This window comes from Ensifer sp. LBL (assembly GCF_050435225.1).
GTDB lineage: Bacteria > Pseudomonadota > Alphaproteobacteria > Rhizobiales > Rhizobiaceae > Ensifer.
In genome coordinates, this window is the sequence record NZ_JBNDJY010000001.1 from 582,536 (window position 1) to 607,097 (window position 24,562).

The window sequence follows — 24,562 nt, forward strand, 5'->3', positions numbered from 1 at the left end:
GCGGATCATTCTATTTTTACCAATTCTCCTGACGGGAAAGTAAGGGAGCACGCATATTCTCCCCGATAACGATCCGGGAGAAAAACAATGCGCCTGTTGCTGATCACCACCGTCCTTGGCCTTGCCGCAGGCAACGCCGCGGCGTCGTCGATCGAAGCGATCGCTTCCGGCACGACCGACAATGCCAGCGTCTCCACGGTTTCCTGCGCCGATTGCCCGCCGCTGCAATCGCGGAAGAAGGTCACCTATGTCGTGCCGACGATTGCTAATGGCGACGAAACGATCGAGCTCAAGAAAATCAACGGCGAGATGAAGATGGTGCGCACCGAGGCCTGGCTCGGCGGTTCGCCGGTGGTCTTCGTCCGCAAGCCGTCTCACGAGATGATCAAGACGGCCGCAGCCGAAACCGGCGGCGACGCTGCAACCGTGACAGTCTCGAACATCTCGAACGACCAGAACCCGCAGGTTTCCAAGCCGGAGTTTCTTGCCATCGATCAGACCGCAAAGACCGCCGCGGTGACCCCGATCAGTGCGTCCATGGTGGCCGCGCCTGCGGCCAAGGACGGCTCACAGGATTTTGATCCGTCCACCCTCGAACTTCGGCTAGACTGATCGCCTATCGGGAAAGTTCCCTGCCCCGCTCAGCCGTCCCCTGCACTAAATGGCTGACGGGCGTATCGCTGCAAAAGCGAGAGATTGCGCCCCTGAGAGAAGCGGGGGCGCAATCTTATTGCGAGCTTTCCAATTCTTCGATCCGCGCGACCAGCGCTTCGATCTGCCTGTCCGAATAGACTTCGACGCCGTTGGCAAGCAGCAAGGCGGCCGTTACGCCCTCACCCGGATGGCGCACGCCGGAAAAGCTGCCGTCGTAAACGAAACCCGACCCACAGGACGGGCTGCCATCGATCAAGAGCGCGAAGCGACAGTCGGCTTGCCTGGCAAGCGAAAGCGCGTTCTCAGCCGCCTGTATGAATCCCTGGGTGACATCGCCACCGCTGATCTCCACCACCCTCGCCTTGCCGGCAAGTACATCCTTGCCGACGGCGCCGGCGGCGATCTCGGCCGGCGGGCGCGGCACCGGCATGCCGGCCGACATTTCCGGACAGATAGTCACGAGACGGCCTTCGGCGCGCCAGCGGTCGATCGCCGGATGAACAAGCGGCTTCGACTGGCCATCATAACGAACGGCATGGCCCATGAGGCAGGCGCTGACGAGGATCTTTGCGGGCATGCTTTTCTCTACTCCGGCGCCATGCCGATCAGCAAGTGCGATCGTGGTGCCCTGGGACAAGGGATCAGATCCAGCGGTCGTTCTCCGCAGTGCGCTCTCCACCCTCGTGGCCGGTGTTGAGCGTGCCGCGCGGCTCGATCAGCAGCATCTTCACCTCTTGCTCCGCATAAGGCTTGTGCTCGACGCCCTTCGGCACGACGTACATTTCGCCCGGACCGAGCGTCACAGCCCCATCGTGGAAATCGATGCGCAACGTGCCCTCGAGCACGATGAAGGCCTCGTCGGTATCTTGATGATCGTGCCAGATGAAGTCGCCCTCGATGCGCACGATCTTGAATTGGTAGTCGTTGAGTTCGGCAAGGACCCGCGGCTGCCACTGATCGCTGAAGAGCGAGAGTTTTTCGGCGAAATTGATCGGCTTGTAAGTCTTCGTCGCGATCGTCATCGGCTGTCTCCATCTGTGTGATGGAGACAGGATATAGGTCGCCGGGCAGCGAACCGCTTGAACGTTTGTGCGCGGCGTGATGCCGCCGGTCTCCCGGCGGCGATTCCGCCTTATCCGACGATCTTCGAGAAGTCCGCGACCGTACCGGTGGCCGAGCGGATCAGGCCGAGCAGCGCCAGGCGGTTGGCGCGGATTGCCGCATCGTCGTCATTGACGAGGACGTCGTTGAAGAACTGGTCGACCGGTTCGCGCAGCTTGGCCAGCGCTTCCATGGCCGAACGGAAATCTTCCTTGGCGATCGCATCGCGTGCTTCAGCCGAAGCAATTTCGACGGCCTGGTGCAGCGCCTTTTCGGCGTCGAGACGGAAGAGGCCGGCGTCGACGGCGTCGGCGACAGCCGTGCCCTTCTTCTCTTCGGCGGCCAGGATCTGGGTGGCGCGCTTGGTGCCGGCCAAGAGGTTGCGGCCTTCCTCGTCGGTGATGAAGGCGGTCAGCGCCTCCACACGACGGGCGATCATCAGCAGGTCGTCGGCATCCGGCGTCAGTACGGCGTCGATCAGGTCGTGACGGGCGCCGAGGTCGCGCAGGTAGACCTTGAGGCGGTCATGGAAGAAGGAAAGCAGATCGGCCGAAACGTCGTCCGCAAGCGCCGGCTTCTGTGCGCGAAGGGCGACGAGCGCCGTTTCAAAAGCGGGCAACAGCGCCAGGCGCGCCTTGCCTTCCAGGATAAGACGGATGACGCCGAGTGCGGCGCGGCGCAGCGCGAAGGGATCCTTCGAGCCGGTCGGCTTTTCGTCGATCGCCCAGAAGCCGACGAGCGTGTCGAGCTTGTCGGCAAGTGCCACGGTCACTGCAACCGGATCGGTCGGCGCACGGTCCGAGGGACCGTTCGGCTTCCAGTGATCTTCGATCGCCGTGGCCACCGCGTCGTCTTCACCCTGAAGCAATGCATACTTGCGGCCCATGATGCCCTGAAGCTCGGGGAATTCGCCGACGGCTTCGGTGCGCAGGTCCGCCTTGGCGAGCACGACCGCGCGGTCGACGAGCTTGGCGTCGGCACCGGTCACCTTGGCGAGCTCACCGGCCAGCGCCCGAATGCGGGCGACACGCTCGCCCTGGGTGCCGAGCTTGGCATGGAAGGTGACGTTCAGGGCATCGAGCTTGGCCATACGCTGGTCGAGCGGCTTGGCGAGATCAAGATTGAATGTCTTCGCCGATGCTTCCAGCGTTTCGAGGTCCGGCAGGTTGCCCTGGTCGCGGTGCCAGAAGTGCGCTGCGTCCGACAGGCGGGCGCGCACGACCTTGCCGTTGCCGTGCACGATCTCCTTGCCGCCGTCCTTCGCCTCGATGTTCGAGACCAGGATGAACTTGTTGGAGAGCGTGTCTGCACCCGGTGCGCGGGTAACGAAGCACTTCTGGTTGGTCTTGATCGTCAGCCGGATGATTTCTGAGGGGATTTCGAGATAGGCTTCTTCGAAGCTGCCCATCAGCACCTGCGGCCATTCGACGAGGCCGGAGACTTCTTCGAGCAGGCCTTCGTCTTCGACGAGTTCGAGGCCGTTGGCGAAGGCGACGTTGCGCGCGTCGGCAAGGATCATTTCTTTGCGGCGCTCGCCATCGAGAACGACCTTCGCCTTTTCCAGCTTCTCTGCATAGTCGGCAAAGCGGCGAACGGTGATCGCTTCCGGTGCATGGAAGCGGTGACCATAGGTGACGTTCGAGGCGACGATGCCGTCGACTTCAAACGCGATCACTTGGGTCTCGTCGGTTTCAGAACCGAAGGTGCAGACGATCGACTGCAGCGGGCGAACCCAGCGCAAGGCACCGGGCTTGGCCGACGCCACGCCGGAGCGCATCGGCTTCGGCCAGGGGAAATTGCGGATGATTTCGGGCATCGCCGCGGCGATGATCTCTTCGGCAGGACGGCCAGGCTTGACGATGTGGGCGACGTAGAAGTCGCCCTTCTTCGGGTCGCTATGGACATGCGCCTCGCTGATCGAGGAAAGGCCGGCGCCACGCAGGAAGCCTTCGATCGCCTTCTCGTTGGCGTCGGTGCGCGGGCCCTTGCGCTCTTCGCGAACATCGGCCGAGCGGGCGTTGAGGCCGCGGATGTCGAGCGTCAGCCGTCGCGGCGTCCAGTACTCGCGCGCCCCCTCATAGGTCAGACCCGCTTCGACCAGGGCATCGGTCAGCAGCTTCTTGAGGTCGCCGGCCGCCTTGCGCTGCAGGCGGGCAGGAATTTCCTCGGAGCGGAGTTCGATAAGAAGATCGGGCATGGGAGTGACTTTTTCTGTTCCTGACGGTTGCGGCGGACTTAGCAATCTCTGGCAAGATTGTCACCAAGCGCCGCGATGAATTTGGTTTTCGAAGGGCAAGTGCGAGGCGGATTTACCAGCCGCCACCGCCACCGCCACCACCGCCGCCACCCGAGAAGCCGCCGCCGGAAGAAAAGCCCGACGACGACGATTTGGGTGGGGGCGGCAGGGAGGACGTCATCGTGTCGGCCATGGATCCGGCAAAACCGCCGATGCGATCGCCGAAGGTGCTCGAGCCGAAGCCGTCACCGTGATACCAGCCCGGCTGATAAGCGGCGGCCGCGGCCGCCCCAGCCGCCGCGGCCAGCAGCCAGCGATCGAAGGTCTCGGTCCACGGCTTCTCGACGCCGAGCGCCACGGCGTAAGGGAGCAGCGTCTCGAAATGCCGGGGCGACATTTCGGGCGCCCCCTGCATGTTCATGCGGTCCTTCTCGGCGAGCGTCATGTACTGCCTAAGCCCGTCGATGCCATCCATCATCCGCGTTCCAAGCGGCGTCGGCGCCCCCATCAGGAAGAAAAACAGCACGTTGATGAGCACGATCGCGCCAATGACAAAGAGCAGCGGCAGTTCGTCGGTTTCGGCTGCCGAATAGAAGACGGCTGCGAGAATGGTCGAGAAGATGGTGAAGGCGACGAAACCGATGAAGGCGACCACAACGATCGACATGATCCGGCTCATCAGGCTCCTTTCGCGACGAAGCGACTTGCCGAAGGAGACGGCGAGGATCGAGACGAAGAAGGCGATGAAAACCGGCACGATCACCAGCGGCAGGCTGTCCTCGCTGAGGTCGCCGAACAGGAAGACCGCCGCAACCGCCAATACCGACAGGATGACGCCGGCGACGATGTAACCGCTGTTGGCGTGGTAGTACTTGCCGCGATGCTCGCGCTCCATGGCGTTGCGGAAATCGGCGCCGGTCGCCTGCACCCGGGTGCCATGCGCGCGGTCGATGGTGAGCTTGCCGCCGCTCGCATTGACCGCCTTCATCACCGCCGCCTCGCCGGTCGGCAGTTTTTCGTCGGCTTTCTTGCCGGTGGCGGCAATGACGATGGCGTTCTTCAGGTCTTCGAGAACGACGTGTCCCTTGACCGCGAGATTGAGTGCGGCCGCCGACAGCGCCGTCCAGCCTTCGCCGGAAAAGCCCCTGTTGTCGATATAGTTGACCAGAGCCGGCGAGATGCCCTCCGGCGGATCCCAGCGCGGCACCATGACGCCGCGGTCCGGGTCACGCCCGACCCTGAGCCAGGCCTGGCTATAGTAGAGAAGGACGACGGCCAGTCCTGCGCCGGCGATGACGAGCGCCAGATGGTCGTGCAGCCACCAGGCATTTTCCTGGCTGGAAGTGGGCCTGTCGATGCTGCCCTTCGGCATCTTGATCGCGATCGTCAAGCCTTCGCGGGGATCGAGACGGCGGGTGGTGGCAAAGAAGATCTCACTGCCGTCCCTGGAAGCGCGCGCATCCTTGCCGGTCGCGCCATAGCCGCCCGTGAAGTAGTCGAGCGCTTCGGCCCTGACACCCTGCGGCAACGTCACGGTCGCGCTCGCCTCGTCGATCGGGAAATCCCACTCGGTGCCGGTCACGTTCCAATAGAGTTCGTCATGATCGTCGAAGAAGCGGATCTGCCGGCCGGTTTCGTAGGTGAACTGGAAGGTATGCTCGCCCCGCTCCAGAAAAACCTCAGCCGAACCAGTATAGATGCGGATGCCGCCACTGATCGTCTCGGTGCGGTAAGGCTCCTCCTCACCGTCACGCTCCACCGAGAGCAGCTTGAAATCGACCTTGCTGCGCTTGCCCTTGGCGTCCGTGAAAGTCAAAGGCATATCGCGATAGATGCCGCGACGGATCTTGTTGCCCTCGACCGTCGCGGTGATCGTCTCGGTCACCGTCATCGTGCCGTCCTTGGCGACATCGATGACGGAGCGATAGGCGGAGAAGACCTCCTCCGCCCGACCACCCCCCGCCGTTGCCAGCAAAAACACCAGAACGGCAAATGCGGCAGCGAAACGAGGCATAAGGATCAAGCTTTCTTCCGGTTGAGGTTCAAGGCACGAGATCGGTTCTTATGGGTGAGAGCGGGATGCGCGCGGAAACCGCGGTCGCGGCCCCGCATCCCGCCCGGCATCAAGGCCGGTCGCCGCTGAATTCGACGCCCAGCGAAGCGAGCGCGTCCCAATAGGCCGGATAGGTTTTCGCGACGCAGCCGGGATCCTCGATGGTGATGCCGTGGATCTTCAGGCCGGCAAGCGCAAAGCTCATGGCGATGCGATGGTCGGCAAAGGTGTCGATCGAGGCAGGCAAGGTCTGGCCGGCAAGCGTGGGATCGGAGGAGACGATCAGGTCGTCGCCTTCCTCATGCGCCAGATCCGGCCGGATCACCGTCAGACCGAGCGACAGGGCACGCACGCGGTCGCATTCCTTGACGCGCAGGTTGGCGAGACCGACGAAGCGCACCGGCGTGTTGTTAAAGGCTGCAAGCACGGCGATCGTCGGGATCGCGTCCTGCATCTGGGAACCGTCGATAATGGCGGGCAGGTTCGGGAAACTCGCGATCACCGCATGGGCGCGGGCATCCGGCTGCGAGAAGGCGTCCGCCGGAACGCCGAGATCGATGGCGCCGCCGGTCAGGACTTCCGCAGCCCAGAGATAGGTCGCCGCCGAAGCATCCGGCTCGATGACATAGTCGGCTGCCTTGTAGCCGGTCGGCGCAACCCGCCAGACGGACGGGCTCACCTGCTCGACTTCGGCACCGAAGGCGCGCATGGCGACGACGGTCAGATCGATGTAGCCGCGCGCGCCGATCTCGTCACCGGCAAGCTCGATGCTGACCGGACCTTTGGCGCCGGGAGCCGCCATCAGCAGGGCCGAGACGTATTGGCTCGAAAGGCCGGCATCGATGACGACGCGGCCGGCCGGAAAACCGCCGGTGCCCTTGACGGTGACCGGCGGGCAGCCGGTCTCGGATGTGACTTCGACGCCGAGCGTTCCGAGTGCCTCGACCAAGGGCTTGATCGGCCGCTTGCGCATGTGCTGGTCGCCATCGACCACGACCGTGCCATCGACGAGAGCGGCCGCCGCCGTCAGGAAGCGTGTCGCGGTTCCGGCATTGCCGAGGAACAAGGGAGCTGCCGGCGGGAGCAACTTGCCCGTGCTGGTCACGACAAAGGTCGTTTCATCCGGCTCGCTGACCTCGACGCCCATCGCGCGCAAGGCTTCCGCCATGTAGCGGGTGTCGTCGCTCTTCAGGGCACCGGTCAGCCGGCTCGTGCCCTCGGCAAGGCCGGCCAGAAGCAGCGCCCGGTTGGTGATCGACTTCGAGCCCGGCGGGCGGACATGACCGCGGAGCGGATGGTCGGTCGGCAGGATGGTCAGTTTTTTCATGCTATCGGAGGTCATCGAATGGGTCTCTTGATGCGAATGGCGCCGCGGCGGGATCCCGCGGCGAGGAATGTTCGGGAAGCGTGGCGGTCAGAACTTGACCTGCGGCACCGCGCGGTCGGCCTCGTTGGTGATTTCGAAGTAGCCGGCTTTGACGAAGCGGAAGGCGTTGGCGATCAGGTTGGACGGGAAGCTCTCGACCTTGACGTTCAGGTCACGGGCCGCACCGTTGTAGTAGCGGCGCGACATCTGGATCTCGCCCTCGATCGTTTCCAGCGAGCGCTGCAGCTCGGCAAAATTCTCGTTGGCCTTCAGGTCCGGATAGGCTTCGGCGAGCGCAAACAGCTTGCCGAGCGCCTGGGAAAGCGCACCTTCCGCCTGGGCCCGCCCCTCGACGTCGCCTGCTGGCACCGCCTGCGCGCGGTTGCGCATGGCAATGACTTCTTCGAACGTCGATTTTTCGTGGGCGGCGTAGCCCTTCACGGTTTCGATCAGGTTCGGGATCAGATCGGCGCGGCGCTTCAACTGCACATCGATGCCGGACCACGCCTCCTCGGCGATCTGCCGCGCCTTGACGAGACCGTTATAGACGAAAACCAGATACAGGATCACGACGACGGCGATTGCCAGACCGATCATAGGGCACCCTCCAAAAAACTCGCGCAGAGATTAGCATTCGCTTCTCAGCTTCATAGCGCTTTCTGCAGCAATCGGGCCGAGAAACGCACTCCTCCCCAATTGCGATTTGCAGCGTGAACAGACTGTTCACCGCAGCAACGCCCCGCCAGGCGAAAACCTCTCGATTCCTGTTCCAATGGTAACGGCGGACCCGCCGGCGATCGGCGATAGTCGTTTCATCGAACAACCCGGAACCGAAGTGAAGACCATGAAAACGCTCGCAACTCTCATCAACGTGATCGCCTTTTCGGCGCTCTTCGTTGCCTATGCGAGCGCTCACTCGCCCGAACGGCCGGCCGGTGTTCGCCGCGCCCTGCAGACCTATTCCGGTCAAGTCTATACCGGCGCCTACCCGACGATGAAACCGTTCTGCAAGAACGACGTCGGCGCCACCCGGATCATCTGACCGCCGACCGCCCCTTGATCTGCGACACGATTGCTTCTGCCGCCTCATCCGCGCCCAGACCAGTGACGTCGATTTCGATCAGCAGGTCGCCGTTGCCGCGCAACAGCCCGTGGGCGCGCCGCAATCCGAGGAGCACCTCGGGATCGGTGAGCTTGTGCTGCTTGGCCCGGCCCGAGCGCGTCAGCCGCTTCAAGTTCTCCTCAAGATCGCAATCGATGACGACCGCGACGAAGCGCGCACCCCGCCTTTGCGCGAGTGCTGCATAGTCTTCGAAGGCACGGCTATCGGCGGCATCATCCGACAGTGCATCGGTGAAGACGAAGGATTGCTCGGCCGGCGCCTTGGCGACGTGCTCGAACACGCTTTCGCGGATCGCCGCCCGCAGCGACCGGTAGAGCGGCGTGCCGCGCGCAAACAGCGCCTCGGCCGGATTGATCAGCGTGTGATTGTCGGCGAGCCGCGCGCCCAGCCTTTCGGCAAGATGGCGCGCGATCGTCAGCTTGCCGGTGCCCGGCCAGCCGTTGATATGAACGACAAGGCCGGACGGTTCGACGCTCAAGCGGCGTCCCGGCTAAGGTTCGCGCCACCGGCGTCGGTCAAAAGGAAGGCTTCGCCACAGGCCTTGGCGAGCGTGCGTACGCGCAGGATGTAGCTCTGGCGCTCGGTGACCGAGATCACACCGCGGGCGTCGAGCAAGTTGAACACGTGGCTCGCCTTGATGCACTGGTCATAGGCCGGGAAGACGCATTTGTGCAGGTGGTTGTTGCTGTTGTCGCCGGGAGCGCCGGCAGCCAGCAACGCCTGGCACTCGGCCTCTGCGTCGATGAAGTGCTGATGCAGCATCGCGGTATTGGCGTATTCGAAATTGTAGCGCGAATATTCCTGTTCGGCCTGCAGGAAGACGTCGCCATAGCTGATCTTCTCGGCACCCTCGCGGCCATTGAAGTTCAGGTCGTAGACGTTGTCGACGCCCTGCACATACATGGCCAGGCGTTCGAGACCGTAGGTCAGTTCGCCCGAGACCGGCGAGCACTCGATGCCGCAGACCTGCTGGAAGTACGTGAACTGCGACACTTCCATGCCGTCGCACCAGCATTCCCAGCCGAGACCCCAGGCGCCGAGCGTCGGGCTTTCCCAGTCGTCCTCGACGAAGCGGATATCGTGCAGCAGCGGGTCGAGGCCGATCGCCTCGAGCGAACCGAGATAGAGTTCCTGCAGGTTGGACGGGTTCGGCTTCAGGATCACCTGATACTGATAGTAGTGCTGCAGGCGGTTCGGGTTTTCGCCGTAGCGGCCATCGGTCGGGCGACGCGACGGCTGAACGTAGGCCGCGCGCCAGGGACGCGGGCCGAGCGCACGCAGGGTCGTTGCCGGATGGAAGGTACCGGCGCCCACTTCCATGTCGTAGGGCTGCAGCACGGCGCAACCCTTGTCGGCCCAGTAGTTGTGGAGTGTCAGGATCAGAGCCTGAAACGAGCGCTTCGGGTTCATATGATCAGGCAGAGTGGTCATGGATCGCGTCCGGATTTCTTCTGGAAAATGTGCCGGACAGGTGCCACGCCTGATGACAGGGGTCAAGCGCTACGGCAGCGGGCAGGCAAATAGACCGCCGCCACACTGACGCGTTCAGACCGCCCTCACTCGCCGTCGCGCTTCAGCCTGTATTCGCCGGTTTCCGGATCCTTCACCAATGTTCCCTGGGCCCCGGTCTGCTCCTCGCGACGCGCCCGCTCGCGCTGGCGCGTCAGCTTCTGGGCATCCGCCACGAACTTGCGATAGCCGAGCCAGAAGACGAAACCTGCGATCAGGAGCAGGATGAGTTGCGGCATTTTCCCTCCAAGGACATGTCAGGCCGGGCAGGCATCAAAGCCCGAACCGGGCCCACAATGCCCTTTCCTCGATGGCTTCGGCAAGTCCCGCCGCTGCGGAAGCGGCCAATGGAGCGGCGATCGCGCCGGCGACGGCGGCACCGCTCTGCCGGCGGCCGAAAAGGCTGCGCACCGGCTGAATGAGTTCGAGCCGCGCCTTGTCGCCATAGCGCTTCTTCACCTCGCCGCGCAGATCGCCAAGCCCGTCGATGATGCCGAGCTCCAGCCCGCGCCGACCGGTCCAGAAAAGACCGGAGAAGATATCGGGATCGTCGGCGAGCAGCTGGCCGCGGCGGGCCTTGACCATCTGGATGAAGGTATCATGGATATCGAGCTGCAGGTTCTTCAGGAAAGCGATGTCGTTTTCCTTCTCCGGCTGGAACGGATCGAGCATCACCTTGTTTTCGCCGGCGGTATAGACACGCCGCTCGACGCCGATCTTCTTCAGGAGTTCCGGAAAACCGAACCCGCCGGAGACGACGCCAATCGAGCCGACGATCGAGGTTGGGTCGGCGATGATTTCGTCACCGGCAAGCGCGATCATGTAGCCGCCGGATGCGGCGACGTCCTCGACGAAGATCAGCACGCGCTTTTTCTTCTCAAGGGCGAGATCACGGATGCGCTGGTAGATTAGCCGCGACTGCACCGGCGAGCCGCCGGGCGAATTGACGGAGATCGCCACCGCCGGCGCCTCCTTTACGGCGAAGGCCTTTTCGAGAAGCGGGGCGACCGTTGCGAGGTTAAGCGCCGGCCGAAATTGCCCGCCGCCGGCCATGATCGCGCCGTGGAGCCGGACGACGGGGATCGTTACGCCTTCCTTGCGAAAACGCTTGGGCAACAACCGTCTCAGGAACGCCTTCATTTCAACTCCTGCCTGCTGGGCCATGCCTATGATCTTGGGCCGGAACAGCCGGAAATCATAGACGTGACCGCGTCTCATCGGCGATAAGCGGAACGCTTCGCCTCCCCTGCCCGGATCGTCGTCAGGGGCTCTTCCATGCCATGTATGCACTGACGCGGCGAACGCAATGCCGCATACGGTAAATCAACGGCGGCGATAGGCGGCACGGCCATTGTTGAGGTCGTCGACATGGTCGGCGAAGCGATGCCCCTCCTCGTGCATGACGAGCGGCGCGCGGAGGACCAGTCGCTTGCGGCTCTGCTTGATCGCCGTCACCAGGATGCGCACGGCGTTTTCGCCAACCCGCGGATGCAACGCCGTGATCTCGATACCACCAAAGCGGCGGCCACAGGCGGCGATGATCTCGGCGATCGATTCCGGCCGGGCGATCAGCGACAGTTGCCCGCCCGGCTTCATGATCGCGCCTGCCGTCTTCACCCAGATCTCGAACAGCCCGTCGCTCATCGCATGGGCCTCGGCCTTGAGCGCATCCGGCGTCTTGCGGTCGGAGGCATCGTTGAAGGGCGGGTTCATGATCACATGGTCGAAGCTGTCATCCGCCAGGCCCGTCGCGACGCGCGCCTTACCTGTCAACGAAACGTCTGCCTCGACGACCGAGACCCGCTGCGCAAAGCGGGCATTTTCTGCGAGCGCCAGGCTGCGGCGGGCAAACTCCGCCATAACCGGCGATCGTTCCACCAGCACCACTTCCGCATCGTCGATCCGCGAAGCAACCGCCATGCCGGCCGCACCCGCGCCGGCGCCGAGATCGGCGACACGACAGGGACGATCCGATGCGACGAGCGACGCAAGCAGCATGGCGTCCATGCCCGACCGGTGGCCCTGGCCGAGCGGCTGGACGATATGGAACTTACCCCGGTGAAAGGCATCGACGGTTTCGGTTGCTGCCACCGGAGCCGGAGCCGAGTTCACGATCGCAACTCCGCCTCGAGCCCGGCGTCGATCAGGATCCGGCGCGCGGCATCCGCGTCTTCCTCGGCGACCAGAAAGCGGCGGGGCAAGAGGCCAAGCGAGCCCTCGAGAATGCTCATCCCCTGATCGGCAATCAGGCTTGCGATGCCGGCGTCTTTCATCAGGCTCTCGGCGAAGGAGAGCAGGACGGCATCGTTGGTACGGATCAATTCCTTCATCCGGCGGTTTTTCCTGTCCTATTTCAGCAAGCGGGACAATTCGCCTCTTGCCGCACGGGACACCCCTTCCTATTGTCGAAAGCGACAATGAAAACAGGAGTCCCGGTGTGGGCGTAGTGATACCGCTGGAAGACAGCAAAAACAAACAGGCGTCCGTAAAGCCGCTCGTTGACCTGACAGCGGCGGACATGGAGCGCGTCAACCAGCTCATCCTGTCGAAGGCCGGCTCCGACGTTCAGATGATTCCCGAAGTCGCCAACCACCTGATTTCCTCGGGCGGCAAGCGCTTGCGCCCGATGCTGACGCTCGCCTCCGCTGCGATGTTCGGCTACGAGGGCGACGCCCACGTCAAGCTCGCAACCAGCGTCGAATTCATGCACACGGCGACGCTTCTCCATGACGACGTCGTCGATGAAAGCGACCTTCGCCGCGGCAAGTCCACCGCGCGCACGATCTGGGGCAACCAGGCAAGCGTGCTGGTCGGCGACTTCCTGCTCGGCCAGGCCTTCCGCATGATGGTCGATGTCGGCTCGCTCGACGCGCTCGACGTGCTGTCGACCGCCGCTTCGGTCATCGCCGAAGGGGAAGTGCTGCAGCTGTCGGTCGCCAAGAACATGGAAACGACCGAGGACGACTATCTCCAGGTCATTCGCGCCAAGACCGCAGCGCTCTTTGCCGCTGCCGCCGAAGTCGGCCCGATCGTCGCGCAGACCAGCAAATCCGACCGCAACGCACTGAAATCCTACGGCATGAACCTCGGCCTCGCCTTCCAGCTCGTCGACGACGTGCTCGACTATGGCGGCTCGTCGAGCGATCTCGGCAAGAATGTCGGCGACGACTTCCGCGAAGGCAAGATCACCCTTCCGGTGATCCTCTCCTACCGCCGCGGGACGGCGGAAGATCGTGCCTTCTGGCGCGAGGCGATCGAAGGCGGCGACAGCAGCGACGCCAACCTCGACAAGGCGCTCGGGCTGATCAAGCGCTATGGCGGCTTGAGCGATACCATCGCGCGCGCCCAGCACTACGGCACGATTGCCCGCGACGCCCTGGCGCCGCTGCCGGCGTCACCCTGGAAATCGGCGCTTACGGAAGTCATCGACTTCTGCATCGATCGCGTCAGCTGACGGGCTCCGGGCAGGCCAGAACGAACGACAGGATTTTCTTGCCGCGTTGCGCCAAAAAAGCCATTCTGTTCCTCAAGAGTTGCGTTGGGCAATATGTGGCTGACTCCGAAACAACCCTTAGTGGTGCGAAAGCCGAGCAATCGGCGCGAAAGGTTTGACATGCGGCAAAAGACGATTCTCCGCCTCCTCAGCGGCGCAGCACTGCTGGCTCTTGCTGCTGTCAGCGGCGGCCACCAGGCATTTGCCGAGGAGAAGGCTGCAGCCGCCGAGGAAAGCGAACCCTTCGACATCAAATCGGTCAATACCTTTTCCGGCGCGTTTCTCGCTGCCCGCACCGCCGATACGGACCGCGACTTCGCTTCCGCCACCGAGCTCTACAGGATCGCGCTACAGTTCGAGCCGAACAACAACGACGTCAAGCAGCGGCTGATGATCACGCTTTTGATGGCGGGCCAGTTCGACGAAGGCGCGAAGATCGCCGAGCAACTGAAGTCCGACCCAGCCGTCGAGCGCATCACGACGGTCATTCGGGCGATCGAAGCGATCCGCAAGCGCGAGTATCGCAACGCGCAGAAGCTTCTGAACTACCAGGGCCCGAACGATCTCGACCGGCTGATGAACGGCCTGCTCTCTGCCTGGGCGAAATTCGGCCAGGGCAAGCCGAAGGAAGCGCTCGCCCAGATCAAGGAACTCGACGGTCCCGAATGGTTCCGCGTGTTCAAGAATTACCATGCCGGCGCGATCGCGGTTGCCGCGGGTGACAAGCAGACGGCACGCAGCAGGCTCAACGACGCCATTCTCGACCGCGAGGGCGGAAGTGCCGCTCCAGACACCTTCATGCGTGCGGTGGAAGCGCTCGCCCGTTTCGAGGCGCGCGAAGGCAACAAGCAGAAGGCGCTCGACACGGTCGCCGTCGGCGAGAACATGGTCAACAACTACACGCCGCTGCAGGCGCTGAGGACCGAGATCGAGAACGGCGTCCCGCAGGAACAGCAGGTCAAGAACGCCACCCAGGGCACTGCGGCCGTGCTCTTTTCGATCGGTGCCGCACTCAACCGCGACGGCGCCGAAGACATCGTTTCGCTCTACCTGCAGACCGCGCGCCGGCTCGACCCTGATAGCGCCGACATCCTGGTCATGCTCGGCGGCATCGCTGAAAACCTGAAGAAGCCGAACGAGGCGATCGAACTCTACAAGGCCATTCCCGAGACCTCGCCGATGCGGCGCGTTTCGGAACTGCAGCTCGGCCTCAGCCTCGCCAGCATCGGCAAGGTCGACGAGGCGAAGAAGCACCTGAAGGCGCTGATCGACGTCGATCCGAAGAACATCCGCAACTATCTCGCCTATGGCAGCGTGCTTTCCGACGCCAAGGACTACAAGGAGATGGGCGAGCTTTACGATCGCGCCGTCGACCAGATCGGCTCCGTGCCGACGCGCAGCGATTGGACCGTGTTCTTCCAGCGCGGCATCGCATACGAGCGCCAGAAGCTCTGGGACAAGGCCGAGCCGAACTTCCGCAAGGCGCTGGAGCTCAATCCGGACCAGCCGCAGGTGCTGAACTATCTCGGCTATTCCTGGGTCGACATGAACATTAATCTCGAAGAAGGCCTGGAGATGATCCGCAAGGCCGTCGAGCTGAAGCCGGATGACGGCTATATCGTCGATTCCCTCGGCTGGGCCTATTTCCGCATGAACCGCTTCGACGACGCGGTTGTGGAGCTGGAGAAGGCGGCCGAACTGATGGCCGGCGACCCGACGATCAACGATCACCTTGGCGACGCCTACTGGCGCGTCGGCCGCAAGCTCGAGGCCGTGTTCCAGTGGACGCAGACGCTCGAACTGAAGCCCGAGGAAGCCGAGATCCCGAAGATCAAGGCGAAGATCGAGAACGGGCTGCCGCCGCTCAAGGAAACGGTTCCCGCCTCGGCCGATGCCAAGGAAACTGCGCCGAAGAAGGTGACCCCGGAAGCACCGGCGCCGGACAAGAAGTCCTGATCGTTCCATGTCGGAAGGTGACATCGTGGGCTTCGCGCTGACGCGCGCAGCCCCCGCCAAGATCAATCTGGCCCTTCACGTCGTCGGCCAGCGCGCCGACGGCCACCATCTTCTCGAAAGCCTCGTCACTTTTGCCGATCGCGGCGATCGCATCGGTCTCTCGCTGGCGGATGCGGACCGCTTCACCGTATCGGGCGCGTTTGCCGCCGCGTTGCCGATGGATGCCGGCGCTGATGGCGGCAATCTGGTTCTGAAGGCGCGCGACCTGCTGCGCGCCGAACTGCGGGCGCATGCCCCCGACGCGGCCGGGCCGGTTCACCTACATCTCGAAAAGAACCTGCCGCTCGCCTCGGGCATCGGCGGTGGGTCGGCGGATGCCGCGGCGACGCTTCTTGGGCTTCTCGAACTCTGGGGCGCGACGATCGAGCCTTCCCGCCTCGCCGCCATCGCATTGCGGCTCGGGGCGGACGTGCCGATGTGCCTTGCCGGCAGGCCCCTCTTGGCGAAGGGGATCGGCGAGGAGATCACGCCGATCGACGATTTCCCCGCCCTGCCGATCGTGCTGGTCAATCCGCTCGTCGCCGTCTCGACGCCGGTCGTGTTCCGGACGCTCTCCAACAAAACGAACCCGCCGCTCGCTGCGCCTCACGGTGCCGGAACTGTTGCCGAGTGGATTTCCGCCATGGCCACGATGCGCAACGATCTGCAGCCGCCGGCAGAGAGCCTTGAACCCGTGATCGGCGAGGTCAGCCAAGCGCTGACGCAAGCCGGAGCGACACTCGCGCGCATGTCCGGCTCAGGCGCCACGTGCTTCGGCCTTTTCGACAGCGAGGCGCGCGCGGCTGCGACAGCGCGCGCTCTTTCGGAGGCCTACCCCGGGTGGTACGTTCTCGCCTGCAATTCGGTGAGCAAAGGGAATTAACATGGCTGGCATCGACGAAAAGCGCCCCTTCATTCCTGTCGGGATCGCCATCCTGACGGTCTCAGACACCCGCACGCGCGCCGACGACAAGTCGGGCGACACATTGGAAGCGCGGGTGCGTGACGCCGGGCACCGCCTTGAGGCGCGCGCCATCGTTCCCGACGACAAGACGAAGATCTACGACCAGGTGAAGGCCTGGACGCTCGGTCCCACCATCGACGTGGTGATCACGACAGGTGGAACGGGCTTCACCGGGCGGGACGTGACGCCCGAGGCGCTGGAACCGCTGTTCGAAAAGCGCATGGACGGGTTCTCCGAGGTCTTCCACCGTATCTCCTACGAGAAGATCGGGACGTCGACGATCCAGTCGCGCGCAACCGGCGGCGTTGCCAACGCCACCTTCATCTTCGTCCTTCCGGGTTCGCCCGGCGCCTGCCGCGATGCGTGGGACGGCATCCTCAAGCAGCAGCTAGACTACCGGCACATGCCCTGCAATTTCGTGGAGATCATGCCGCGACTCGACGAGCACCTGAAACGCGGCTGAAGAGCATGGACCGTTCCGGCCCGGCCGACCTGTTACCTTAGTAACTGACGCTCGCTTCGCCTCCCGATAGTTTTCAAGCGTTGACACAGCGAGGAACGACCGCCGCACGTTCCGTTCCTCGCACCGCAAGACCCTTCCGCCTCTGTCCCCCGGGCGGAATGAAATGTTGGATACGACGGGCAGCCAGAATGCTGCCCGGACAGAAATCTTCCAAACAAGGTCATTTGAGAGCCGCTTGGAGGTGCCGTCCCCTAAGGGACTGGCACCTTTAATTTTTCGCGCGGGAACCGGCGTTACCGCCTGGCTTCGACAGCGACCCAGGCCGGAACGAGTTCGGTCGAAAGCTTGCGGACTGAGCGGACATTTGTCATCGCATCCAGGCCCACCTTGCCACGGGCGGCCGCAAGCGCGTCGTTCTTGCGCAGGAGAAATCCCGTCTCCAGCGGCTTTCCACGCCCGGTCAGCCGGCGGAAGAAAGGCTTGCGGTGCAGTCTCGATCCGGAGAAACGGGCCGGTGCCTTGTTCATCGACACGTACTCGGCCAACTCATCGATCCAGCGGCCGATCGGGCGCGCGCCCGGCTCCAGCAACATCAGCCATTCGCCGCGCGCCGAGCCCACCACATCGGCGAGATCCCAATCCCGGCAGAAACGGCATCCGGCGGCATCGGCCACGTCGGACGAACCGTCCTTCGAGCCGTGATCGAGGATGATCACATCGCTGACCAGGCCTTCCACGGCGCCCGCCACCAACACAGCAAGCGTCTGTGCCAGTTCGGCCTCGTTGTCGCGGGTTTCCATGATGATCGTGAGCATGGTTTCTCGTAACGCATCGGCACGGCAATTGCTACATCCGGGACACGGCCCGCAGCGGCGCCTTGATCGGCAAATTCGAAACTCCAATTTTGTTCTTGAATTGTTCCTCCATTCGAGATAGGAAAATTGTCAGAACAAAACGGGATCAAATATCTGATTCCGGGGAGATTCCAATGACCGAGCTGTCTCAGATCAGGCAGGGTGCGCTTGCGCCCGCCAATACGGCAGATGTGGCCGAAGCGATGATGAGCGCAACGGGCCTGCGGATCGATATCGATCGCCGTCGCGGGCGCGGCGCCGGGATCAACATGTCCGGCCGCTTCGAACCGCGCAGCCGCGAGACGTTCGACGACGGCTGGGAAAGCCTGGAGGATCTGCCGCCCTTCAAGACCGAAGTTCAGGTCGAGAAGCCGCGCACGGTGATCACCAGGAACGAGTCGCCTGACATCTCCTTCGACCGCTCGATCAATCCCTATCGCGGCTGCGAGCACGGCTGCATCTATTGTTTCGCCCGCCCCACACACGCCTATATGGGCCTCTCGGCCGGCCTCGACTTCGAGGCGAAGCTGTTTGCCAAGCCGGACGCACCGCGGCTTCTGGAGCGCGAGCTGGCGCGGCAGGACTACAGGGTGCGGCCGATCGCGATCGGCACCAACACCGACCCCTACCAGCCGATCGAGAAGGAGTGGCGGGTCATGCGCCAGATCCTCGAGGTGCTGCGGGATGCCAACCATCCAGTCATGATCGTCACCAAATCGGCGATGGTCACGCGCGACATCGATATCCTAGCACCGATGGCGGAAAAAGGGCTGGTGCGCGTCGGCATCTCCGTCACGACGCTCGACCGGAAGCTGGCCCGCACGATGGAGCCGCGTGCCTCGACCCCGAGCAAGCGGCTGGAGGCGATCCGCATGCTCGCCGAAGCGGGCATCCCGGCCGGAGTTCTCGTTTCGCCGATCATTCCGGCGCTGAACGACCACGAGATCGAGCGCGTGCTCGAAGGTGCAAGGACGGCCGGAGCAACCGAAGCAAGCTATGTGCTGCTACGGCTGCCGCTCGAGGTCAGCCCGCTCTTTCGCGACTGGCTGCTGCGCAATTATCCGGACCGCTACCGGCACGTCATGTCCCTCATCCGCTCCATGCGGGGCGGCAAGGACTATGACGCCGAGTTCGGCAAGCGCATGAAGGGCGCCGGCCCCTATGCGTGGCAGATCGGCCGCCGCTTCGACCTGGCAGTCAAGCGTCTCGGCTTCAACCCGACGCGCCGGCAACTGCGGGACGATCTCTTCGTGCCGCCGCTTGGAACGGGGGTGCAGCTCTCGCTTCTTTGACGGCTTTCCGATGTCTCGGTAACCGTCGCTACCCGTAATGGCGCACGGTGAGAGATGATCGCCCCGCCCCGCCAGGCAAGACCGATGGCGGGCGCCTGAGACCATATAGCAGTTCCGGTGCCCCCTTACCCGCCGTGGGCCCCGGTAATCCCCCGTCCGCCGCCGCACTCGGACCTGGGGGCTTGAAGAGAATCGGTCGATCATGCGATCTAGACTTATGTCTCGCAGATCGTCCGATTCTCCCCTTTTTCCCGATATCATCGTAGCGCCCGATTTCAGTTTCGAGCTTTCGGCCAAGGGCGATGGGTTCTGGCCGGTCGCCGGAGCGGATGAGGCCGGTCGTGGGCCGCTCGCGGGACCGGTGGTTGCCGCCGCCGTCATTCTCGATCCGGACGCCATTCCCGCAGGACTCGACGACAGCAAGAAGCTGACGGCCCAGGCGCGCGAAAAACTGTTCGAAGAAATCCTCGCCACATCCGAAGTGTCGATCGCCTCGGCGTCGGCCGGCACGATCGACGCCACCGACATCCGCAAGGCAAGCCTCGAAGCGATGCGGCGGGCCGTCGCCGGCCTGCCCTCGAACGCACGCTTCGTGCTCGTCGACGGCCGCGACGTACCGCCCGGCCTCTCCTGCCACGCCAAGGCGGTGGTCAAGGGCGACGCGCGGTCGCTGTCGATCGCCGCTGCTTCGATCGTCGCCAAGGTTACCCGCGACCGCATGATGGCCCGCGCCGACCTTGCGCATCCCGGCTACGGCTTTGCGCTCCATGCCGGCTATGCGACGGTGACCCACCGTCGCGCCATCGAAACCCACGGCCCCTGCCCGCTGCACCGCATGAGCTTCCGGCCACTGCGCCAGGACGGCTAACCGCCGCGCAACCGCGTAGCGAGCGCCACGCCGGCGCTTCCGGTTTCGGTTCTGACATATCTCGCCAACAGCTTTTCTCGCGTCAGAAGCCATCCGGTGCCGCACATGCTGCCGTGCGCCACGTTTGGCCTTGAACGCTGGCACTACTTCGCTTCGGCAGCTGAAGGCGAGACGCCTGCCGAAATCCCAGCGGAGCTTGGCGCCTCACCCTTCGGGCCAATGCGGCCTCTACAGACAGGCACAAAAAAAGCCCCGCACGAGGCGGGGCTCTTTCAATCGGAATGTCCGAACGCTTAGTTCAGGCGCGCCTTCACGTCGCCAAGTGCCTTCTTGAACAGATCGTTCTGGGCGCCGGCGTCGGCCTTGGCGGCAACGACCTTCTCGGCAGCGGCAATCGCGAGATCGACGGCAGCGGAACGAACCGCGTTGATCGCATCGCTTTCGGCCTGCTTGATCTTCTGTTCCGAAAGAGCCGTGCGACGAGCGACGTATTCCTCGGTCTTCTGCTTGGCTTCCGCGGTCAGCATTTCGGCTTCGCGCTGGGCGGCAGCGACGATGCCGGCAGCTTCCGCTTCGGCATCCTTGCGCTTGCGCTGATACTCAGCGACGAGGCCCTGAGCTTCTTCGCGCAGGCGCTTGGCTTCGGTCAGCTCGTTGCCGATCTTTTCGGCGCGGGCGTCGAGCGCCTTGCCGACCATGCCCGGAACCTTGAGATAGGCAATCAGAACGAAGAACAGGATCAGGCCAACGAAGGCATAGAAAGTTGCATCAAGATGCATAGTTCAGTGCTCCTCAGTTGCCACCCGATGCCTTGACGGCAGCGGTGATCTCGGCCTTGGTGACAGTTCCGCCGATCAGCTGCTTGACGACAGCCGTTGCGGTTTCCTCGGCGATGGCGCCGACGTCGGCCAGTGCCTTTGCCTTGATGTCGGCGATGCGGTCTTCTGCAGCCGAGATCTTCTTGGCAAGGTCGGCTTCGACGGCGGTGCGGTCAGCATTGGCCTTGGCCTTTGCGGATTCGCGGGCGTCGTCGGCGATCTTGTGACCCTTGGACTTGGCGGCTGCCAGGTCCTGCTCGTAGGAAGCGATGGCAGCGTCGGCTTCGCCCTTGAGGCGGGACGCTTCATCGAGATCCTGAGCGATCCGATCGTGACGGGTTTCCAGAATTCCGCCGATCCGCGGAATGATGACCTTCGACATCAGGAGATAGAAGAGGCCGAACGTGATCGCGAGCCAAAGCAGCTGCGATGCGAAATGGGTCGTATCGAAGGGCGGGAACACGCCGGAGCCAGCCTCGCCTTCGTGAGCCACACCCGTTTCGGTGTGCACCTCACCGGCCGCAGCGGCATCGTGTGCTTCGGCGCCTTCAGTGGTGGTTGACTGGGCATAAGCCGCGGTCACAAACATGCTCACCTCCAGGTGCACTCAAGAATATGCGCGGCCGCGACCTTTTGACGGGTCGCGGCCGAAACTCCAGCCGATAATTAGACGGCGAAGAGGAGGAGCAGGGCTACGAGCAGCGAGAAGATGCCCAGAGCTTCCGTAACGGCGAAGCCGAATACGAGGCGGCCGAACTGGCCGTCAGCAGCCGACGGGTTACGCAGCGCGCCAGAGAGGTAGCTGCCGAAGATGTTGCCGAGGCCGAGAGCCGTGCCGGCCATGCCGAGGCAAGCGAGACCTGCGCCGATGTACTTTGCTGCTTCCGCTTCCATGTGTGAACTCCTTCGAATGGTGTTGCGGCTTAGGATTGCGCTTCCGACGGAGGACCGGCCGGAAGCAAGCGACTGTTATTCCTTAGTGGCTTCCGGGATGGACAGCGTCGTTGAGGTACATGCAAGTCAGTACCGCGAAGACATAGGCCTGGAGGAAGCAGACGAGGAACTCAAGACCGGTAATGGCGACGGTCATGATGAGCGGCAGGATGGCGCCACCGATGCCGACTGCGCCGAGGGCGCTGAGCGAGGTGACGAAGCCTGCGAAGACCTTCAGCGTGATGTGGCCGGCCAGCATGTTGGCGAAAAGACGGACCGAAAGGCTGATGGGACGGGAAAGGAACGAGATGACTTCGATCGCGACGACGAGCGGCAGAAGCACGCCAGGAACGCCATGCGGCACGAAGAGCTTCAGGAAGCCAAGACCGTGCTTGTAGAAGCCGTAGAGAATGACGGTACCGATGACGAACAGCGCCAGAGCGAAAGTGACGATGATCTGGCTGGTGACCGTGAAGAAGTATGGCATCATGCCGAGCAGGTTCGCCGTCAGGATGAACATGAACAGCGAGAACACCATCGGGAAGAACTTCATGCCACCGTTGCCGGCGCCTTCGCGCAGCATCGAGGCGATGAATTCGTAGGACATTTCCGAGACCGACTGCATGCGGGTCGGGATAAGACCGCGCTGCGACGTCGTCAGATAAAGAAAGCCTGCGGCAACACCTACGGTCGCAACCATGAACAGCGACGCATTGGTGAAGGAAAAGTCCATTCCGCCAATTTCGATCGGGACAATCTTATTGACCAGGAACTGGTGGGTCGGATCGTTTGACACCGCGCTTCTCTTTCGTTCTACCCGCCCGGAAGCGGAAACCGTTTTCTTCGGGGCAACGCCTCAGCGGGCGTCGCCGTCCTTCTTGTCATTCCCAGAACCGCCTCTTCCGGCTTCCGGTGTCGCCACCATACCGGCCGAGCGCAGCACATTCAGCACGCCAGCGCAGAAGCCGAGAAGCAGGAAGATAATCAATCCCCACGGCCCTGTACCCGCAAAGTGGTCCAAAAGATAGCCCAGAAACGCCCCGACAACGATGCCGGCGATGAACTCGCTCGAGAGCTTCATCGCCGCCGCATAGCCTTTACGGCTCTCGGCGGCTCTGGCTTCCGCTGCATCAGGCGTATTGGGCCGCTTGGACTCAATCTTGTCGCCGAGCTGCTTCAGCCGCGCTTCCAGACTTTCTTCAGGTTTCTCCGCCACGTGGCTACTCCCTTGTCGTCCTTATCGGGTCTCAGACCGCGATTTCGGTCACACAACAGGCCTTCGCACAAGCCACGTTTCGGCCCCATTTGAAGTCGCGCGCAACATAGTTTTAGGCACCCGCATAGTCAAGGCGTGCAGGCCGCTTGATCGTGGACAATGTTTTCCATGAAATTCAATGGGTTAAGCACGCATTCACCGATCTGCAACAAGGTCGCGGCAGGATTCCGGCCGGAGACCGGCGGGAATCTCCCCTTTAGCGTGCGCTCGGGAAAGACGGCGGAATCGCGTCAGGCGCCGGTCAGCTCCAGCCGCCGCCGTAGGTGCGGTAGAAGATATGCATGCCGATCTTGCCGACCCGCTTCATCGTCTTCGCCCACGGCGGATTGACGTAGGTCGCATGGTAATGGGTGGCCGAGCCCACTTCCGGCAGCCAGATCTTGCCGGCGGTGACGGCCATCGCAACTTCCTTGGCGGTCTTCCAGTGCGAGCGGGAATAGATAAGGTCGCGGATCATGTCGCAGGCGAAGGAAAACTGGCAACGGTTGCGCCAGGCCTTGTTCTGGTAAACGACGCCGCAAATGGTCTTCGGATAGGTGGGATTGCGCACGCGATTGAGAATCACCTGCGCGACAGCGGCCTGGCCTTTGAGCGGCTCGCTGCGGGCTTCGAAGTAGATGCCTTCGGCCAGACAGGTCTGCTCTTCCTTGCTGAAAACCGAGCCCGGCAATGCGGTGGCGGCCCAGGCGTGATCGTCCGGCGCAATCTCGGGAATGAAGCGACCGGCGTTCTTGTCTTCGCGCAGAATCGAATCGAAGGGCGATTCACGCGCATAGTCCGGCTCGGGCCGGACGTAAGCAGTCGCAAGAATGTCGGGGCGATCGTTCGTAACGAGCTTGGCCAGCATCGGCGAGACGCCGGGCTCCGCCTTTGGCGGCGTCTTCCGATAGAAGGCGGTGGCGATCTCGATTTCCTTGCCTTCGATGCGAGACTTGGCGAAGACCATCTTCTCCCCCTCCCCCAGGCTTGGCTCCATCAGGGAGCTGGTGCGCTGCAGGATGGAGCCGGCGGAGAAATCCTTGGGCGGCGTTACCGGGGTCACGGCGACGACGCGGCCTTTCTTTGCCTGACGGTTGACGCGGTCCTCGTCGGGCGTGCCCGAATGCTTGGTTTCCGCGGTCAGCGCGACGCGGCTGCCATCGGGCATGGTGATGCCGGCATCGCCGTCGAGCGCGCCCGTGGTGACCGGATCGGCAAACACCATTTCGGCTTCGTGGATCGAACCGGCGGGCGACGCGGTCATATACATGCGCCAGCGCTCGCCGCCCCGGTTGATGCCGGACAGGAAGGTCGCAAGGTCGGCATAGGCGGCAGCCGAGGGAAAGCCCAGATATAGTGCAAGGCCGATGATCGCGGGCGCCATCCAGGCAGACGGGCTCAGGCGAGACTTTAGACGCAGGTTCCGACTCTTACGCACCAACCGACTCCACGCAACGCTATCAGGCGGCACGGCTTCGCCCGCGCCGGCTATGCGCCAGCGTCGAGAATTCCGCGCGGGAAGATTAGACAATCAAGCAGCCGGACACTTCGCCGGGACCGCTCCGTTCGTGCTTTGAAAATGAAG

General features: G+C 63.3%; 27 protein-coding genes. 8 read left to right on the top strand and 19 right to left on the bottom strand.

Annotation, left to right across the window (positions count from 1 at the left end):
- Window positions 1-87: 87 nt before the first annotated feature.
- Window positions 88-612: a plant virulence effector HPE1-like domain-containing protein gene (locus tag OKW20_RS02845; RefSeq protein WP_429170073.1), complete on the top strand. Its 525-nt coding sequence runs from the start codon at window positions 88-90 to the stop codon at window positions 610-612.
- 115 nt (window positions 613-727) lie between these two features.
- Here OKW20_RS02845 and OKW20_RS02850 read toward each other — a convergent pair whose 3' ends face one another.
- From OKW20_RS02850 to OKW20_RS02875, 6 genes are all read right to left on the bottom strand, one after another.
- Window positions 728-1,231 carry a DUF523 domain-containing protein gene (locus tag OKW20_RS02850; RefSeq protein WP_429170076.1) on the bottom strand — a complete coding sequence of 168 codons (504 nt, stop codon included), beginning with the start codon at window positions 1,229-1,231 and terminating at the stop codon, window positions 728-730.
- A 64-nt stretch (window positions 1,232-1,295) separates the two neighbouring features.
- Window positions 1,296-1,676: a cupin domain-containing protein gene (locus OKW20_RS02855; protein ID WP_429170078.1), complete on the bottom strand. Its 381-nt coding sequence runs from the start codon at window positions 1,674-1,676 to the stop codon at window positions 1,296-1,298.
- A 110-nt stretch (window positions 1,677-1,786) separates the two neighbouring features.
- Window positions 1,787-3,952, bottom strand: a complete 2,166-nt coding sequence (glyS, locus tag OKW20_RS02860; RefSeq protein WP_429170080.1) for a glycine--tRNA ligase subunit beta — start codon at window positions 3,950-3,952, stop codon at window positions 1,787-1,789.
- A 112-nt stretch (window positions 3,953-4,064) separates the two neighbouring features.
- Window positions 4,065-6,005 (bottom strand): DUF2207 domain-containing protein, encoded by a 1,941-nt coding sequence (locus tag OKW20_RS02865; RefSeq protein WP_429171129.1) that lies wholly within the window; start codon window positions 6,003-6,005, stop codon window positions 4,065-4,067.
- Between the two features lie 109 nt (window positions 6,006-6,114).
- Window positions 6,115-7,386 (bottom strand): 3-phosphoshikimate 1-carboxyvinyltransferase, encoded by a 1,272-nt coding sequence (locus OKW20_RS02870; protein ID WP_429170082.1) that lies wholly within the window; start codon window positions 7,384-7,386, stop codon window positions 6,115-6,117.
- Window positions 7,387-7,458: 72 nt separating this feature from the next.
- On the bottom strand, window positions 7,459-8,007 hold the full coding sequence (locus tag OKW20_RS02875; protein WP_034801085.1) for a LemA family protein: 549 nt from the start codon (window positions 8,005-8,007) through the stop codon (window positions 7,459-7,461).
- A gap of 247 nt (window positions 8,008-8,254) precedes the next feature.
- Here OKW20_RS02875 and OKW20_RS02880 point away from each other — a divergent pair, with 247 nt between their 5' ends.
- On the top strand, window positions 8,255-8,452 hold the full coding sequence (locus tag OKW20_RS02880; protein WP_043621007.1) for a hypothetical protein: 198 nt from the start codon (window positions 8,255-8,257) through the stop codon (window positions 8,450-8,452).
- Here the strand turns inward: OKW20_RS02880 and OKW20_RS02885 are convergent.
- The 6 genes from OKW20_RS02885 to OKW20_RS02910 form a co-directional block, all read right to left on the bottom strand.
- Window positions 8,445-9,011, bottom strand: coding sequence for an AAA family ATPase (locus tag OKW20_RS02885; protein ID WP_429170086.1), 567 nt, complete (start codon window positions 9,009-9,011; stop codon window positions 8,445-8,447). The genes OKW20_RS02880 and OKW20_RS02885 overlap by 8 nt on opposite strands.
- Window positions 9,008-9,964, bottom strand: coding sequence for a glycine--tRNA ligase subunit alpha (locus OKW20_RS02890; protein ID WP_082006116.1), 957 nt, complete (start codon window positions 9,962-9,964; stop codon window positions 9,008-9,010). Before OKW20_RS02890 ends, OKW20_RS02885 begins: the two co-directional genes overlap by 4 nt.
- A gap of 125 nt (window positions 9,965-10,089) precedes the next feature.
- A complete protein-coding gene (locus tag OKW20_RS02895) occupies window positions 10,090-10,281 on the bottom strand; it encodes a hypothetical protein (protein WP_192447629.1) in 192 nt (63 codons plus the stop codon).
- 34 nt (window positions 10,282-10,315) lie between these two features.
- Window positions 10,316-11,182 carry a S49 family peptidase gene (locus tag OKW20_RS02900; RefSeq protein WP_429170088.1) on the bottom strand — a complete coding sequence of 289 codons (867 nt, stop codon included), beginning with the start codon at window positions 11,180-11,182 and terminating at the stop codon, window positions 10,316-10,318.
- 183 nt (window positions 11,183-11,365) lie between these two features.
- Window positions 11,366-12,154, bottom strand: a complete 789-nt coding sequence (locus tag OKW20_RS02905; protein ID WP_429170090.1) for a tRNA1(Val) (adenine(37)-N6)-methyltransferase — start codon at window positions 12,152-12,154, stop codon at window positions 11,366-11,368.
- The gene (locus OKW20_RS02910; protein ID WP_043620908.1) at window positions 12,151-12,372 is read right to left on the bottom strand and encodes a DUF2007 domain-containing protein; all 222 of its coding nucleotides are present in this window, start codon (window positions 12,370-12,372) and stop codon (window positions 12,151-12,153) included. Before OKW20_RS02910 ends, OKW20_RS02905 begins: the two co-directional genes overlap by 4 nt.
- A gap of 107 nt (window positions 12,373-12,479) precedes the next feature.
- Here OKW20_RS02910 and OKW20_RS02915 point away from each other — a divergent pair, with 107 nt between their 5' ends.
- The 4 genes from OKW20_RS02915 to moaB all read left to right on the top strand — a co-directional run bounded on the left by OKW20_RS02915 (window position 12,480) and on the right by moaB (window position 16,957).
- Window positions 12,480-13,496: a polyprenyl synthetase family protein gene (locus tag OKW20_RS02915; protein ID WP_034801067.1), complete on the top strand. Its 1,017-nt coding sequence runs from the start codon at window positions 12,480-12,482 to the stop codon at window positions 13,494-13,496.
- 159 nt (window positions 13,497-13,655) lie between these two features.
- Window positions 13,656-15,491, top strand: a complete 1,836-nt coding sequence (locus tag OKW20_RS02920) for a tetratricopeptide repeat protein (protein WP_429112642.1) — start codon at window positions 13,656-13,658, stop codon at window positions 15,489-15,491.
- Between the two features lie 7 nt (window positions 15,492-15,498).
- A complete protein-coding gene (locus OKW20_RS02925) occupies window positions 15,499-16,413 on the top strand; it encodes a 4-(cytidine 5'-diphospho)-2-C-methyl-D-erythritol kinase (RefSeq protein ID WP_429170093.1) in 915 nt (304 codons plus the stop codon).
- Between the two features lies 1 nt (window position 16,414).
- The gene (gene moaB / locus OKW20_RS02930) at window positions 16,415-16,957 is read left to right on the top strand and encodes a molybdenum cofactor biosynthesis protein B (protein ID WP_429170095.1); all 543 of its coding nucleotides are present in this window, start codon (window positions 16,415-16,417) and stop codon (window positions 16,955-16,957) included.
- Window positions 16,958-17,250: 293 nt separating this feature from the next.
- Here moaB and OKW20_RS02935 read toward each other — a convergent pair whose 3' ends face one another.
- Window positions 17,251-17,772 (bottom strand): glycosyl transferase, encoded by a 522-nt coding sequence (locus OKW20_RS02935; RefSeq protein WP_429170097.1) that lies wholly within the window; start codon window positions 17,770-17,772, stop codon window positions 17,251-17,253.
- 173 nt (window positions 17,773-17,945) lie between these two features.
- On the opposite strand from OKW20_RS02935, the gene OKW20_RS02940 reads away from it, so the two are divergent.
- Window positions 17,946-19,103 (top strand): PA0069 family radical SAM protein, encoded by a 1,158-nt coding sequence (locus OKW20_RS02940; RefSeq protein WP_043620921.1) that lies wholly within the window; start codon window positions 17,946-17,948, stop codon window positions 19,101-19,103.
- 217 nt (window positions 19,104-19,320) lie between these two features.
- A complete protein-coding gene (locus OKW20_RS02945; RefSeq protein ID WP_429170099.1) occupies window positions 19,321-19,971 on the top strand; it encodes a ribonuclease HII in 651 nt (216 codons plus the stop codon).
- 293 nt (window positions 19,972-20,264) lie between these two features.
- On the opposite strand, the gene OKW20_RS02950 is transcribed toward OKW20_RS02945, so the two are convergent.
- The 6 genes from OKW20_RS02950 to OKW20_RS02975 all read right to left on the bottom strand — a co-directional run bounded on the left by OKW20_RS02950 (window position 20,265) and on the right by OKW20_RS02975 (window position 24,361).
- Window positions 20,265-20,750 carry a F0F1 ATP synthase subunit B gene (locus OKW20_RS02950; RefSeq protein WP_043620926.1) on the bottom strand — a complete coding sequence of 162 codons (486 nt, stop codon included), beginning with the start codon at window positions 20,748-20,750 and terminating at the stop codon, window positions 20,265-20,267.
- Window positions 20,751-20,763: 13 nt separating this feature from the next.
- On the bottom strand, window positions 20,764-21,378 hold the full coding sequence (locus tag OKW20_RS02955) for a F0F1 ATP synthase subunit B (RefSeq protein ID WP_043620929.1): 615 nt from the start codon (window positions 21,376-21,378) through the stop codon (window positions 20,764-20,766).
- A 77-nt stretch (window positions 21,379-21,455) separates the two neighbouring features.
- Window positions 21,456-21,683 (bottom strand): F0F1 ATP synthase subunit C, encoded by a 228-nt coding sequence (locus OKW20_RS02960; RefSeq protein ID WP_025426100.1) that lies wholly within the window; start codon window positions 21,681-21,683, stop codon window positions 21,456-21,458.
- Between the two features lie 82 nt (window positions 21,684-21,765).
- On the bottom strand, window positions 21,766-22,518 hold the full coding sequence (locus OKW20_RS02965; RefSeq protein ID WP_429170101.1) for a F0F1 ATP synthase subunit A: 753 nt from the start codon (window positions 22,516-22,518) through the stop codon (window positions 21,766-21,768).
- A gap of 60 nt (window positions 22,519-22,578) precedes the next feature.
- Window positions 22,579-22,938: an AtpZ/AtpI family protein gene (locus OKW20_RS02970; protein ID WP_043620934.1), complete on the bottom strand. Its 360-nt coding sequence runs from the start codon at window positions 22,936-22,938 to the stop codon at window positions 22,579-22,581.
- 301 nt (window positions 22,939-23,239) lie between these two features.
- Window positions 23,240-24,361 carry a cell wall hydrolase gene (locus OKW20_RS02975; RefSeq protein ID WP_429171131.1) on the bottom strand — a complete coding sequence of 374 codons (1,122 nt, stop codon included), beginning with the start codon at window positions 24,359-24,361 and terminating at the stop codon, window positions 23,240-23,242.
- Window positions 24,362-24,562 lie beyond the last annotated feature (201 nt).

Coding starts and splice junctions, on each gene's coding strand:
- OKW20_RS02890 (WP_082006116.1), bottom strand. CDS start 9,964: ATGACCACTCTGCCTGATCATATGAACCCGAAGCGCTCGTTTCAGGCT.
- OKW20_RS02910 (WP_043620908.1), bottom strand. CDS start 12,372: ATGAAGGAATTGATCCGTACCAACGATGCCGTCCTGCTCTCCTTCGCC.
- OKW20_RS02925 (WP_429170093.1), top strand. CDS start 15,499: ATGTCGGAAGGTGACATCGTGGGCTTCGCGCTGACGCGCGCAGCCCCC.
- OKW20_RS02855 (WP_429170078.1), bottom strand. CDS start 1,676: ATGACGATCGCGACGAAGACTTACAAGCCGATCAATTTCGCCGAAAAA.
- OKW20_RS02900 (WP_429170088.1), bottom strand. CDS start 11,182: ATGAAGGCGTTCCTGAGACGGTTGTTGCCCAAGCGTTTTCGCAAGGAA.
- OKW20_RS02845 (WP_429170073.1), top strand. CDS start 88: ATGCGCCTGTTGCTGATCACCACCGTCCTTGGCCTTGCCGCAGGCAAC.
- moaB (WP_429170095.1), top strand. CDS start 16,415: ATGGCTGGCATCGACGAAAAGCGCCCCTTCATTCCTGTCGGGATCGCC.
- OKW20_RS02850 (WP_429170076.1), bottom strand. CDS start 1,231: ATGCCCGCAAAGATCCTCGTCAGCGCCTGCCTCATGGGCCATGCCGTT.
- OKW20_RS02960 (WP_025426100.1), bottom strand. CDS start 21,683: ATGGAAGCGGAAGCAGCAAAGTACATCGGCGCAGGTCTCGCTTGCCTC.
- OKW20_RS02895 (WP_192447629.1), bottom strand. CDS start 10,281: ATGCCGCAACTCATCCTGCTCCTGATCGCAGGTTTCGTCTTCTGGCTC.
- OKW20_RS02875 (WP_034801085.1), bottom strand. CDS start 8,007: ATGATCGGTCTGGCAATCGCCGTCGTCGTGATCCTGTATCTGGTTTTC.
- OKW20_RS02975 (WP_429171131.1), bottom strand. CDS start 24,361: ATGGCGCCCGCGATCATCGGCCTTGCACTATATCTGGGCTTTCCCTCG.
- glyS (WP_429170080.1), bottom strand. CDS start 3,952: ATGCCCGATCTTCTTATCGAACTCCGCTCCGAGGAAATTCCTGCCCGC.
- OKW20_RS02870 (WP_429170082.1), bottom strand. CDS start 7,386: ATGACCTCCGATAGCATGAAAAAACTGACCATCCTGCCGACCGACCAT.
- OKW20_RS02865 (WP_429171129.1), bottom strand. CDS start 6,005: ATGCCTCGTTTCGCTGCCGCATTTGCCGTTCTGGTGTTTTTGCTGGCA.
- OKW20_RS02880 (WP_043621007.1), top strand. CDS start 8,255: ATGAAAACGCTCGCAACTCTCATCAACGTGATCGCCTTTTCGGCGCTC.
- OKW20_RS02940 (WP_043620921.1), top strand. CDS start 17,946: ATGACCGAGCTGTCTCAGATCAGGCAGGGTGCGCTTGCGCCCGCCAAT.
- OKW20_RS02945 (WP_429170099.1), top strand. CDS start 19,321: ATGTCTCGCAGATCGTCCGATTCTCCCCTTTTTCCCGATATCATCGTA.
- OKW20_RS02920 (WP_429112642.1), top strand. CDS start 13,656: ATGCGGCAAAAGACGATTCTCCGCCTCCTCAGCGGCGCAGCACTGCTG.
- OKW20_RS02935 (WP_429170097.1), bottom strand. CDS start 17,772: ATGCTCACGATCATCATGGAAACCCGCGACAACGAGGCCGAACTGGCA.
- OKW20_RS02950 (WP_043620926.1), bottom strand. CDS start 20,750: ATGCATCTTGATGCAACTTTCTATGCCTTCGTTGGCCTGATCCTGTTC.
- OKW20_RS02955 (WP_043620929.1), bottom strand. CDS start 21,378: ATGTTTGTGACCGCGGCTTATGCCCAGTCAACCACCACTGAAGGCGCC.